Source organism: Paenibacillus sp. J31R120 (assembly GCF_056269225.1).
The window spans coordinates 653,728-665,404 of the sequence record NZ_JBWDNN010000001.1 but is presented as its reverse complement, the minus strand read 5'-3'; the positions used below and the strand labels follow the sequence as shown (position 1 = coordinate 665,404).

Genomic DNA, 11,677 nt, shown 5'->3' with positions numbered 1-11,677 from the left:
CTGCGGGTTCTCATACAGATTTAGTTATGATGTACTGCTCCAGCGATTAGGAGGAAACGGCTCTCTCCTTCTCCTGCGCGCCGTCGAGAAACCGGAATCTGACGACCAGCAGCAGCGCCGCCAGGCATAAGATGCCACCTAGCAAATACGGCAGGCCCATCTGCACCGTAAAGAGCAGGGAGCCCAGCAGCGGCCCAGCAATGCGGCCCAGGCTGTCCATAGATGAGCTGAGTCCGGAGGCGACGCCTTGTCCCACTGTCGTCTTCTGCGTAATTAACGAAGTAACGCAAGGACGGATCAGCGCATTGCCAATGCCGAATACGGCCAGCGACATGATTGCCCACCACAGCGAATGTGCGAACAGCAACAGGAAAAACCCTAGCGCTGAAATAACCAGGCCGATAGCAATATACTTCGGCTCTTCGCCCTTCTTGATCATGCGGCGAACGACACCGCCTTGTACGAGAGCACCCACCAGTCCGCATACGAAGAACAGGAGGCCTACTTGAAGCGGCGTGACGTCAAAGCGCTTCATGCCGAAAAACTGAAGTGTAGCTTCCATGCCCGCCAGTGTAAAGGTTACAAAAAAGGCAAGAACGTACAAATATTTGAGCGGACCCCTGAAGGCCGTCCATCTGGACACCCGCTTCTCCGACTTAAGCTTGCGCTTGTCAGGCGTAAGCGACTCCTTCAGCTTCCACGAGGCAAGTACGAACGTGACCAGCGCCAAAGCTGCTGCGGCAAAAAACGGTGTGCTCAGCGAGAAGACGCTCAGCAAGCCGCCTACTCCCGGCCCAAGCGTAAATCCGAGGCCGATGGACATGCCGACAAGCCCCATCCCCTTCGTCCGCTGCTCCGGCGGCGTAATGTCCGCCACATAAGCGACGATGACAGATGCGACCGCTCCGGAGAACAAGCCTCCAAGCGCACGCGAAACATACATGAGTGTCAGATTGTCTCCAGCAAGCCCGAATAACAGAAAGCTCGCAGAGAAGCCGATCAGGCCTGTCAAAATAATCGGGCGTCTGCCGATCCGGTCGGACCAAGTCCCCCATATCGGAGATAAAATAAACGAAACCAGAGAGTAGAGCGCCAGCATTCTCCCTGTATGGATCTCCGCGCTCTTAGGGTCCGCAGCCTGAATAATTTCCGGCATAACCGGGATGATAATGCCGAAGCCAATAAAGGTAATCATAAGTATGGACATCACTATAAGTAATCGCTTGTCTTTCATCCTGCTATCCCTCCACCAAACTATCGTACCATATCCCAAAAGTAGCAATCTATGAACAATTCAAGAACAAATGCCAAGCTGCCCTTCCAAGCCGTACTTTCCTCATAAAAAGCTTCTTGCAATCCCCTTTGTTTTTGTTATACTCTATTTTGTTTGTACATCTTATCAGGAAAGGCAGGGATGATAGCGTTGGACCATAAAAAAACCCCGCTCTTCACTGCGCTTCGCCAACATGCGGAGCAGAATCCCGTTCAGTTCCATATTCCGGGCCACAAGAAAGGCCTCGGAAGCGATTCTGAGTTTCGTGAATTCATCGGCGACAACGCCTTGTCGATCGATCTCATTAATATAGCCCCGCTGGATGACCTGCATCAGCCTACGGGCGTGATCGAGGAAGCGCAGAAGCTGGCTGCCGATGCATTCGGTGCCGACTATACGTACTTCTCGGTGCAAGGAACAAGCGGCGCCATCATCACGATGATTATGTCCGTCTGCACGCCAGGCGATAAAATTATCGTCCCGCGCAATATTCACAAATCGATCATGGCCGCGATTATTTTCGCAGGCGCCAGACCGGTCTTCATCTCGCCTGCCAGAGACAATAACCTGGGCATCGACCATGGCATTACGACGCGCTCGGTCCGCAAGGCGCTTGAGAGGCACCCGGACGCCAAAGCCGTGCTCGTCATCAACCCAACATACTACGGCATCTGCGCGAACTTGAAGGAAATCGTTGATCTGGTCCATGGTTACGACATCCCTGTCCTTGTTGACGAGGCGCATGGCGTGCTGATCCACTTCCACGACAAGCTGCCGATGTCTGCAATGCAAGCCGGCGCCGACATGGCTGCTACAAGCGTCCATAAGCTGGGCGGCTCCATGACGCAAAGCTCCGTGCTTAACATTCGCAAAGGGCGCGTCAATCCGCAGCGCGTACAGACCGTCATCAGCATGCTGACGACAACTTCGACCTCTTATATATTGCTGGCATCGCTGGACACTTCCCGCCGCAATCTGGCGCTGAACGGCCGCGACATCGCAGAACGGGCGATTGCACTCGCTCAAAGCGCGCGCCAGCAGATTAACGAGATTCCGGGCCTGTATTGCTTCGGCGAAGAAATTCTTGGCGATGAAGCTACATTCGATTACGACCCGACGAAAGTGACAATCCACGTTCGTCATCTCGGCACTACGGGCTACGAGACGGAAAATTGGCTGCGAGACAACTATAATTTGGAAATCGAAATGAGCGATATGTATAACATTCTTTGCCTAGTTACGCCTGGAGATACCTCCGAATCGGTAGCAAAATTGGTGGAGGCGCTAAAAGGCCTGTCCGCTGCCTTCTACGAAGGCGCCGAAGCACGCGAGCTTGTGGTGAAGATACCTGATATTCCGCAGCTGTCGCTTACGCCGCGCGATGCGTTCTACGCCCAGACGGAAGTTGTCCCGTTCAAGGAATCCGCAGGAAGGATCATCGCTGAATTCATCTATGTCTACCCGCCGGGCATTCCGATTCTGCTGCCGGGTGAGGTTATCTCGCAAAAAAATATCGACTACATCGTCGATCACGTGGAAGTCGGATTGCCAGTCAAAGGACCGGAAGACCGCAGCATCCAGTTCGTAAAAGTTATCGTGGAAGAAACCGCGATTTCTTAATGCTTCCTCTTATTGCCAGCTTCCTCGGGCCCATGCTATGATGGGCTTGAGGTGATCCGCGATGAGTCAGAGCGCTTACATTAAGCTGGTGAAAGGCTCCGAGGACCAGGAACTGACGCTCGAGCATATTCAAGGCACGCTGCTCCGCTACCAGGAACAGACAGCCAAGACCGGCGAGCAGCTTGGCTGGAATTATGCCGGAGCCGCCTTCCCCTATACGATCGAATCCTCCGGGGATGAGCGATGGTTCTACCTGAAAGGCATCAACGTTCATTACAAACATATGATTATCGGTCCGGGCATGGCACAATCCGTCGCGGGCGAGCAAGTACCTTGCATCCAGGTCGTGCTTCCGGACGAAGCGACGCATGGCGACAAGGCGAAGGCGAATGAGCTTTGCCGGTATATGGCGAAGTCGCTTGCAGCCGAGCTAACCATGTTCAATGGCCGGACGATCTATTACAATCCCAGAAAATAATCGCAGCACTAGATTGGCTAATGATCGCAAAGAGGGGCTCTCCGCCAGGAATAATCCTGCGGGAGAGCCCCTCTGTCATGTCGCAGATGGAGACTGGACCTTATTGGTCTTCGTTCTCTGTGCGAGCGATTTCTTCATAGATAGCCGTTACGCGATCCCACTCTTCGTCATCCTCGATGCCGACCAGGAACGCTTCCTCATCTTCTTCTTCGATGCGGAAGATAACGCCGTCTTGTTCAGGATCTTGACGATCCAGCAGAACAGCATATACCTTTTCCTCGGATTCGAACGTGTATACCATTACCATCTCGCGCTCTTCGCCTTCATCATTTGTTACGATAAAGACATGCTCTTCATGCTCATGGTCTTGTCCGCATCCGCAATCTTCCCCATGCTCGTGCTTATGCTCGCTCATGTTTGTTACCCCATTTCAATTAAGTAGTCATACTTGCCAATCGTACCATGTCAGGATGCATAAGGTCAAACAAATGCCCCGTCATGAACGGGGCAGCATTTCATTATTTTTTGGGCACAATAGCTGGAATCTCCTTCTCGGAGACAACCGCCCAATCGTCGGCATCCGTTACCTTCATATAGAATCGCACCGTATAGGTTCCGACGGCATCAAATTTATAATCGAATTCTTCTGTAACAAACCAAAAGTTATTCGACGACGTCACGTTCTCGCTCTGAATGAGCTTTTCTCTGCCGCTTGGGTCCGTAATCGTCACTTTTACAGATTTGATATCCGTCTGCAAATTATCGATCTGAGAGAATACTTTGATCTTGCCCGAGAAGCCTTTGTTGACAACCCCGAACGGGCTATTGCCCTGGTACATGAACATATGGACATTCGGCTTGTACACCGTTGCCCGCTTGCTTGCATTATCCCATTCCACAATCGCTTGCATCGAACCCGCAACTTGCCTTAATGGCAAATATGTCGTGCCATCCACGATAATGCCGCCCGAATCGAGTTCGGTGCCATTAATGAGCACCCGCACCTTCTGAGCAGCAGCATTCGCAAAGATGATCGTCCCTCCGCAAAGAGACAGCAGCATCAGCCAGATGGCCACTTTCTTGAAATTCATGGCTGCCATAACCCCCATCCGCATATTCTGAATGTAAGGTTATACTCTTCTTCTTGTACAAAGTTGCGGCTGTTCGGAACATTTTTTGACCGTGAGATCAAATGATTTCCCTTTTGTCAAATGCTGTTGAAATCTGCGCTTGCCTGGGAAATGATTCAGGGAAATCAGACGTACGTTTTTGTTAAGATACAAGGTATGCCCTTCCCTACCGCACCCGGTTCCTGCATACGGGACAAATAATTCAAACCGCGCGCGCAAGGCGTCTTGCATACGGCGCATGTATCGGACAGAACCAGCTTATAGGTGACTTGCTTCCGATCATTGGATATTTGCTTTTTCTTCGATACCTTGCCTTTTCCCTTGCTCATCTCGGGCCACTCTCCTCCACTCTTCCTGCTGCTCTGACAGTGTATGTCGGTATGGGCAAATTTGCTTCCGATGTTGGCATTGTCCTATAAATTTTGTTACATTGAAGGGGAGCGATTACATAAGGGAGAGGTAGAAATCATGCAGATTACGATGCTTGGAACCGGCAGCGCATTTGCCAAACGCTATTACAACAATAACGCCCTGATTGAAGCCGGCGGTTACCGGCTGCTTCTGGATTGCGGCATTACGCTGCCCAAGGCGTTGCATGAAGCCAATCTGGACTTCTCGCAATTAGATGGCGTGCTGATCAGCCACATTCACGGCGATCATGTAGGCGGGCTTGAGGAATACGCCTTTCAGATGCTGTTCAAGCATCAGCGCAAGCCAGTGCTTTATATTGCCGAGCCATTAGTGGAGCCGCTGTGGGAGCATACGCTGAGAGGCGGACTGACACAGGGGAATCTGCAGGAGTTGTCGGACTTCTTCGATGTCCGGGCGCTTGCGCCGGGCAAAACGGTGGAGCTGGCCCCGGGAATCCAGGTCGAGCCGATACAGACAAAACATATTGATGGCAAAGCGAGCTTCTCCTTCCGATTCAACCGTCGCTTCTTCTATACAGCGGATATGAAATTCGATGCGCCTCTTTTGGAAGAGCTTGTGCAGGACGGCGTGGAGACGATCTTCCACGACTGCCAGCTGGAACCTCCAGGCGTCGTACATGCCACGCTCGACGAGCTGCTGCAATTGCCAGAGGCTATTCAGCAGAAGGTATGGCTGATGCATTACGGGGACGCCATGGAGCAGCACAGAGGCCGGACTGGCCCTATGCAGTTCGTGGAGCAGAGGAAAACCTATGAGGTATAAGGCGAGGCAAAGCTGGTATTCGAGAATGGAGAACCTTAAGCAGATATGAAAAAGGAGCCGGATGCACTCCTCAGGCGGGAATGGCATCCGGCTCCTTTGTTCTTTCATTTGCCGCTATCTATTCAAATATGGGAAGCTGATCCAGGTTGTTGGTTGGATCGCCGTCGGCATCGCCACGGATGTAAGTCTCGCCATCGCGGCCTTTGAATGCGTTCACGCCCGCGATTCGTCCAGCCTGTACATCTTGAAGCGCCTTGGCATAATCGAGTACGCGTCCGGCGGAAGTCTTGAACGCCGTCAAATCTCCATCGCCATTCTTCTGCACCGCTACAATCTGTTCTCTCGTATCCGACTGCTGGTTGCTCGTTGACTCCATGCTTCGCTACCTCCTTCAATTGGGCAATCAAGAAGTAGCATACCCCGCTAATCGATACTTATTCCTGAATTTTCCGCTGCCAGACGAATTGTTCATCATAATCTTTGGAATCTGTCTTCATGAATGCCGCCAGAGATCCGATCACGACGCCTATGATGCCGAACATGATGATTGAGCTAAAGGCCAAATAAGCGTATTCAGCCGCCATCCCTTTCGCCTCCCACCCTTTCCTTTCTATGAAGGTATGCAGATGAGAGGGCTTCCATTACGTCGATGTGCGCTTCTTTTTCTTACGCCTGGACTTTCTGCCGGATACTTGCGCTTCCGCCGACTCGTCCTCTGACTTCTCGCTTCTTGCCGCAAGTACCGCCAATAAGCCTAGTATATCCCCGATCACGACTACGACGGCCGCAATTAGAGCCAGGTCGTCCGCTGATAGTCCTTTGTTGTCATCATCTCCGGATCCAGACATCGCCTTACCCCGCCCATCGTACTATGATGATAGCAGTCTATTCAGTTAGGCGCGGTTGGTTTGGGCTGATGAGCAGAAAAACAGGCATCCGCCTTCTTTCACAGCATTAATCATTAATGGCTTCAACCACAATAGACATCTGTGCAGGCGTCTATCAGAGTCCTTTCATTGGGGTATATGGAGAGCGTCAAATGCTCGGGAATCGAGCTCATCGACATCGTTGCCAGTCTTCCTATTTCTTCCGCATATTGCGAGCCAGCTCATCGATTCGCTCCTTGTACGAATCATCCTGAACGCCCCCGTCTGTATAAATGAGCAGCGCATTATTAATGTCATAGTAAGCGGGCTTATAGCTTAATGCAATCGTCTGCCTCTCCAGCTGCTTCCGTCCTTGGAATTGCTCTTCTTCGGAATCAAATATGTACATATAGAGACTTGATTCATTGTCGTCCAGTTCGTAGGCCTTCTGCGATCGCAATCCCTCTACGTCCAGACGATATATTTCAAACAAATCTTTCTCCTCAAATGAAAAACCTTCCTGTATAAGCTTGTTCTCGATCCACTCCTGATCAAGCAAGCGAAGCTTCATGTGAAACTCATCATTGGAGCAGCCCGCTGCCAGCGACATACAGAGTAACAATGCTCCGATAAAAACAAGCGGAAACCGAATATGATTACGCACGCCAAGCCCTCTCCTTTATCTAAACCGTCACCCTTTAAAACGCAAAGGGGATTGGAAAGGTTGCCCTATGCGATTGACCCCTCTCTATTTCTCGCCCATGATTGCATAAACCATTCTATTAAGCTTATGATGAAGTTGAAGTGGTCAAAGGAGGTTGAACATGGCACTCATATTCGTCTTATTAGGTTTGATATTCCTTATGATTATCATCTCGGCTTACAAACGAAACAAACAAAACCCTTCCAATCCGAATCAACATAAGGATAGCAGTAGCGTGCCTATTATTCCCGGTGGTGACGTATCCGGACACGGAAAGTCCAAGGGCGGTTCTGCGGAAAGCGACAGCTCGGATCATTCATCCGGAGACAGCGGCGGGGATGGCGGTGGAGGAGGAGATTAGAGAATCTCTAGTCCCCCCGCTTCTTTTCATACCAACATTTATTCATCATTATGGCTCAAAAAGGTCTGGATCACATCAAAGAGCTTGTCCCGCTCCGCTGAGCGAATATCATGACCGGAATGCTCGAAGCCCTCGACGGTTATGCGCTTAGCCATTCGCGTGTAATGCTGCACATCCTCATCGTCCAACAAGCTTCCCTCCAGCAGTCCTCTGAGCACTAGTTCAGCTTGGTCGATGCGGTACTCAAATGGTATTTGACGCGATTCCTTCTGAATGCCCCACACCGCCTCGGATCGAATATGCTTCGTCCGCTCGTAGGGAATCAGATAGTTGTGAATATAGTCTTCCGCCCATTCTTCGGTCATCGCTTTATGCTGGGCCGGATAGTCCTGGACGATCACCGACTGGACGCGGTCACCATGCTGCTGCAAATAACCTAGCGCATAGGACACGCCTCTAGAATAGGCGTACAGGTGAAAATGCTCCAGTCCGCTGGCTCGCACGACGGCTTCGATATCAGAGACATGATCTCCCAAACCATAGCCCGAAAGTGGCGTGCCGCTCTGCCCTCTCCCTCTGAACGATAATACGACGCATCTTCTAGGCGACAAATAAGCAATCAATTCCTCATACTCCGCGGCCGTCTCCGACAATCCCGGGCAAATCAATACTGGTGTTAACGATGAAGAACCTCCTGAATCCAAATAGTGAATGTCTACTCCATTGTGATGTGCAAAATTCGATGTGATCGTCATCGGTACCCTTCCCCTTTTCCCGTGAATCATACTTCATCCAATATGTTCCATGTTATGATCATTATACTGGAAATCCGTACTATGAACAGTTCAGCTTCGACATTCCCATAGAAGGAAGTGAATGAAATGAAGGAGCTTGTAGGACAATGCCGAGCATGCGGGAAAGAGGTTTATTGCCGCGACGGTTTTTTGGATGGCGTTGTACAGGGGGATTCATCCGTTCTTTGCTTTGCATGCGACTCCGATTCGCAGCTTGTAGACGGGAACAGCGGAGACTGAGCAGATGACATGTTATTTTTGCTAGAAAGGCCAAGATAGCATGGAAGATGATCCCGGTTATTCGTAAACGTCAGACCGAATTGAGGAAACCATTTGCGGGGAAAAGATAATGTGTAAGAGCTATAAGCATGTATGGGGTCTATAACCAGGTAGCATACTAATGCTGTCTTGCCAAACTCATCCAAAGGAGTGTTTCTTATGCGCGAAGGTTTGATTCCGACTGTTCTTGGAGCTGTGGTATCTGCTTCTGGTGCGACACTGCTGAAAAGCAAGTATAAACTTGTGGGAACCGGTGTACTTGGCTTCGGACTTGCCCATGTTATTCTTGGGGCAATCGACTTGGTTGAGCATCGATAAGTCTGGCAAGATGGGGGAGGACATTGCGTCCTCCCTTTTGCATGGGGATGCTTCTGTCACTCGTTAATTCACGCTCAGAAATGTAAATTTTATGAAACAAAATTGCGATGCCGCCGTATTTACCCTATGTAAGGAATGATACAGATGAATATCGCCTCTTGGATTGGGATCACGATTGCCGTAGCGGCAGTTATTGGGTTGCTGGGCAGGTCTAGAAGACGCCAGATGTAAATTCAGATCCATAAGGCTGTTGCAAACCTTTGTGCAGAATCCATATCCCGGTGTCAGGAGTGATCCATATGTTGTGGATAATTGTATCGGTATCTATGACGTGTATTTTGCTATATATGGGGCTTCCCAAAAAGAAGAAGAACTAATGCATTCTATACAGGAGCATCTTCTCGAGCATGATGGTCCTGATCAAAGCGTCGCTACCTTTGTCCATTCATGCAGCCGCGGAATCTTACGCCCTGGTTACGATAAAACCCGCCAACCTGTTAATGGTTGACGGTTTTCATAGATATGCGGGCAATCTCGCCGGTAGCTATGCTTTTGTTGCCGTTACTTTAATATCGTCATAATACAGGGTTGTTAAGCCTTCGAACCCGGAATCCGTGCCGATGAGCAGATAGATTTTGCCATGCTCGTCTGCTTTCACTTGCGCGCTGTACTCAAAATCGACCCGCTGGTAGCCTTCTTTCTCCGAGTCGGGTTTGATGACGTTGCCCAGTACCTTTGCGTCTTTGCCGCTAAGCGATTGGTTGCCGATATCGACGTTCATTCTATAATACTCCTCGCCTGCTTGCGGAGTCGGAACAGCCGCCGGTTCCTGGCTCAGAATGCCGGCTTTCACATAGACGCCTTCGCCCGGCGCGCCTCCGATACCTACCATTCCTCCCGCTTCATCTGTATAGAGCGCGAAGTCCAGCTTCACATCATAAACCGTGTTAGGCTCGAAACCTTCTACACCGCGGGTAAGAAACATAAACAAATCATCGCTTCGATTATGTCCCTTTAATTTGAGGCCATAGTTGGAAGTCCCCTGATCAGGCAAAAGTTGTCGCGCGTATTCCAGCTCGTAGATGTCTTTTTCGTAATTCACCGGCAGGTCGGCGAATCCGCCCTTCCATCCTTCTTGATCCTGATCAAACGTATAGCTCATTTGAATGGCTTCTGCCCTCTTGTCTGAGATCGTAACGGTTCGATCCTTAGCCCCCCACTCCACCTTCGCTCCCATGAGAGAAGCCAGGCTGCGGGCTGGTACAAATAGTGTGCCTTTTACTCGCTGAACAGCTTCGGGAAGCTTGATCTGCTCTCCCTTCTCATTCCATGCAAGGTTGGAGCGATCGGTCACTTTCACCAGGTTAACCTTATCTCTGGACAGAGTAACGGAGTTCTCCTTATCGTTCCAGCTCACATCTGCTCCCAGCGACTCGGCCAAGGCCCGGACCGGCACCATTGCGTTCCCGTTCAGGATATAGGGAGCAGCTGCCAAGGCATGCTTCCCGGTATGATTAACGTAAGAGGCTTCATTGATTTTGAACTCAACGGAATGCGCATCCGCCGCAGCTGAAGAATAAGGAACATGGTGAAGCGTTGCTGCAGTTGCAACGATTAATCCGGATAATATAATTTTTTTGTAGCTCATGTTAGTTGGCACCTTTCACTTGGGATGCCATGATAGACGTGGGTGGAGGTAGGAAGGTTGCACCTAAAAAACCGCTCAAATGAGCGGCTTATATTCGTTGTATTGATTCTCAAGCTTTTTTGAATAGTGGAGAAATTCATCTTGAAGCTCTTTTAAGCGATGATGCCAGGGTTCGAATAGTTCCTCACGGAAATTATCATCCGAAAATAGATTTCTCAACATTCCGAGCGCTTCATACTGTTTCTCTAAGTTGCCTAACTGTTTATCAAATTGCATCATAATTTCGAAACACTCTACTCCTAGCTTTGCAGACTCTTCAATTAACGATTGATATTCTTCCGATTGCCGAAAGTCAACCACTATATATTTCACATTACCGATACTCAAATAATAAGAAGTTTCAGAAGCTTTTTTTATAGCGATTTGCGCAAATATCTGTTCTATTTTTCGCTGGATTTTTCTGCTGATTAGCAATTGCTCAGGGAAACGATCCACAAAATCTTTTCTGCGAGCGTGATTGATTGTATATTTGACACCAATAAGCGTCATTCCGCCGCCAATGATGCTTCCTCCCGCACCAATCAATCCTCCCAATACTGACGAATCTTTCCCTCCTGCCAGTTGATAACAGAAAAAAATTAAAGCAACTGTTATCGCAAATAAGCAAATCGTAAAAAAAATCAATGATGTGATAACCCCAAAACTTGACCATCTTCTCATCCATAATCCCCCAGTTCGCAACTATAATTCGACAACAGGGGGCAAATTCCTTCTATAAATAAAAGGAGCACCCATCGGGAGCTCTCTTGTTCAGACTATTCGGCTTTATAAATAATCATGATCGTATCGTAATTGTTCGAGTTGTTGGAGCCTTCCGGATTGCCTGTACTCCAGCCTTTAATATCTACAATGTTCTCGGAAGGAATCTCAGCTAGAAAGGTATTCACCTTTGTCGTGAGCTCGGGATGCATAATTCCTGCGAACAATTTAATTTGTGTCTTCATTAATACTCA

Annotated in this window: 19 protein-coding genes; 7 read left to right on the top strand and 12 right to left on the bottom strand. The window is 49.5% G+C overall.

Annotation, left to right across the window (positions count from 1 at the left end; translation table 11 throughout):
• Positions 1-46: 46 nt before the first annotated feature.
• Positions 47-1,234: an MFS transporter gene (locus AC0YNW_RS03000; RefSeq protein ID WP_475830691.1), complete on the bottom strand. Its 1,188-nt coding sequence runs from the start codon at positions 1,232-1,234 to the stop codon at positions 47-49.
• Positions 1,235-1,423: 189 nt separating this feature from the next.
• Here AC0YNW_RS03000 and AC0YNW_RS02995 point away from each other — a divergent pair, with 189 nt between their 5' ends.
• Both AC0YNW_RS02995 and AC0YNW_RS02990 read left to right on the top strand, forming a co-directional pair.
• Positions 1,424-2,893 (top strand): aminotransferase class I/II-fold pyridoxal phosphate-dependent enzyme, encoded by a 1,470-nt coding sequence (locus AC0YNW_RS02995; protein WP_475831258.1) that lies wholly within the window; start codon positions 1,424-1,426, stop codon positions 2,891-2,893.
• A 61-nt stretch (positions 2,894-2,954) separates the two neighbouring features.
• A complete protein-coding gene (locus tag AC0YNW_RS02990; protein WP_475830690.1) occupies positions 2,955-3,371 on the top strand; it encodes a DUF1885 family protein in 417 nt (138 codons plus the stop codon).
• Between the two features lie 100 nt (positions 3,372-3,471).
• Here AC0YNW_RS02990 and AC0YNW_RS02985 read toward each other — a convergent pair whose 3' ends face one another.
• From AC0YNW_RS02985 to AC0YNW_RS02975, 3 genes are all read right to left on the bottom strand, one after another.
• Positions 3,472-3,786, bottom strand: a complete 315-nt coding sequence (locus AC0YNW_RS02985; protein WP_387474369.1) for a DUF1292 domain-containing protein — start codon at positions 3,784-3,786, stop codon at positions 3,472-3,474.
• A gap of 103 nt (positions 3,787-3,889) precedes the next feature.
• Positions 3,890-4,462 (bottom strand): stalk domain-containing protein, encoded by a 573-nt coding sequence (locus tag AC0YNW_RS02980; RefSeq protein ID WP_387474367.1) that lies wholly within the window; start codon positions 4,460-4,462, stop codon positions 3,890-3,892.
• A 164-nt stretch (positions 4,463-4,626) separates the two neighbouring features.
• Positions 4,627-4,830, bottom strand: coding sequence for a hypothetical protein (locus AC0YNW_RS02975; RefSeq protein ID WP_387474365.1), 204 nt, complete (start codon positions 4,828-4,830; stop codon positions 4,627-4,629).
• 139 nt (positions 4,831-4,969) lie between these two features.
• Here AC0YNW_RS02975 and AC0YNW_RS02970 point away from each other — a divergent pair, with 139 nt between their 5' ends.
• Positions 4,970-5,695, top strand: a complete 726-nt coding sequence (locus AC0YNW_RS02970; RefSeq protein ID WP_475830689.1) for an MBL fold metallo-hydrolase — start codon at positions 4,970-4,972, stop codon at positions 5,693-5,695.
• Positions 5,696-5,813: 118 nt separating this feature from the next.
• Here AC0YNW_RS02970 and AC0YNW_RS02965 read toward each other — a convergent pair whose 3' ends face one another.
• The 4 genes from AC0YNW_RS02965 to AC0YNW_RS02950 form a co-directional block, all read right to left on the bottom strand.
• Positions 5,814-6,071, bottom strand: coding sequence for a DUF3892 domain-containing protein (locus tag AC0YNW_RS02965; protein ID WP_475830688.1), 258 nt, complete (start codon positions 6,069-6,071; stop codon positions 5,814-5,816).
• Between the two features lie 58 nt (positions 6,072-6,129).
• Positions 6,130-6,279 (bottom strand): hypothetical protein, encoded by a 150-nt coding sequence (locus tag AC0YNW_RS02960; RefSeq protein ID WP_387474359.1) that lies wholly within the window; start codon positions 6,277-6,279, stop codon positions 6,130-6,132.
• Between the two features lie 57 nt (positions 6,280-6,336).
• A complete protein-coding gene (locus AC0YNW_RS02955) occupies positions 6,337-6,543 on the bottom strand; it encodes a hypothetical protein (RefSeq protein WP_475830687.1) in 207 nt (68 codons plus the stop codon).
• Between the two features lie 232 nt (positions 6,544-6,775).
• Positions 6,776-7,225, bottom strand: a complete 450-nt coding sequence (locus AC0YNW_RS02950) for a hypothetical protein (RefSeq protein ID WP_387474355.1) — start codon at positions 7,223-7,225, stop codon at positions 6,776-6,778.
• 160 nt (positions 7,226-7,385) lie between these two features.
• On the opposite strand from AC0YNW_RS02950, the gene AC0YNW_RS02945 reads away from it, so the two are divergent.
• On the top strand, positions 7,386-7,625 hold the full coding sequence (locus AC0YNW_RS02945; protein WP_475830686.1) for a hypothetical protein: 240 nt from the start codon (positions 7,386-7,388) through the stop codon (positions 7,623-7,625).
• Positions 7,626-7,663: 38 nt separating this feature from the next.
• Here the strand turns inward: AC0YNW_RS02945 and AC0YNW_RS02940 are convergent, their stop codons facing one another.
• Positions 7,664-8,380: an alpha/beta fold hydrolase gene (locus AC0YNW_RS02940; RefSeq protein ID WP_475830685.1), complete on the bottom strand. Its 717-nt coding sequence runs from the start codon at positions 8,378-8,380 to the stop codon at positions 7,664-7,666.
• A gap of 126 nt (positions 8,381-8,506) precedes the next feature.
• Here AC0YNW_RS02940 and AC0YNW_RS02935 point away from each other — a divergent pair, with 126 nt between their 5' ends.
• From AC0YNW_RS02935 to AC0YNW_RS02925, 3 genes are all read left to right on the top strand, one after another.
• Positions 8,507-8,659 carry a hypothetical protein gene (locus AC0YNW_RS02935; protein WP_475830684.1) on the top strand — a complete coding sequence of 51 codons (153 nt, stop codon included), beginning with the start codon at positions 8,507-8,509 and terminating at the stop codon, positions 8,657-8,659.
• Positions 8,660-8,857: 198 nt separating this feature from the next.
• Positions 8,858-9,016, top strand: coding sequence for an asparagine synthase (locus AC0YNW_RS02930; protein ID WP_119798148.1), 159 nt, complete (start codon positions 8,858-8,860; stop codon positions 9,014-9,016).
• 135 nt (positions 9,017-9,151) lie between these two features.
• Positions 9,152-9,247, top strand: coding sequence for an LPXTG cell wall anchor domain-containing protein (locus AC0YNW_RS02925; RefSeq protein ID WP_475830683.1), 96 nt, complete (start codon positions 9,152-9,154; stop codon positions 9,245-9,247).
• Between the two features lie 313 nt (positions 9,248-9,560).
• On the opposite strand, the gene AC0YNW_RS02920 is transcribed toward AC0YNW_RS02925, so the two are convergent.
• From AC0YNW_RS02920 to AC0YNW_RS02910, 3 genes are all read right to left on the bottom strand, one after another.
• Entirely contained in the window at positions 9,561-10,664 is a 1,104-nt protein-coding gene (locus tag AC0YNW_RS02920) for a copper amine oxidase N-terminal domain-containing protein (protein WP_475830682.1), read from the bottom strand.
• A 75-nt stretch (positions 10,665-10,739) separates the two neighbouring features.
• Positions 10,740-11,384, bottom strand: coding sequence for a hypothetical protein (locus AC0YNW_RS02915; RefSeq protein ID WP_475830681.1), 645 nt, complete (start codon positions 11,382-11,384; stop codon positions 10,740-10,742).
• A gap of 95 nt (positions 11,385-11,479) precedes the next feature.
• Positions 11,480-11,668, bottom strand: coding sequence for a hypothetical protein (locus AC0YNW_RS02910; protein WP_387474345.1), 189 nt, complete (start codon positions 11,666-11,668; stop codon positions 11,480-11,482).
• Between the last annotated feature and the right edge of the window lie 9 nt (positions 11,669-11,677).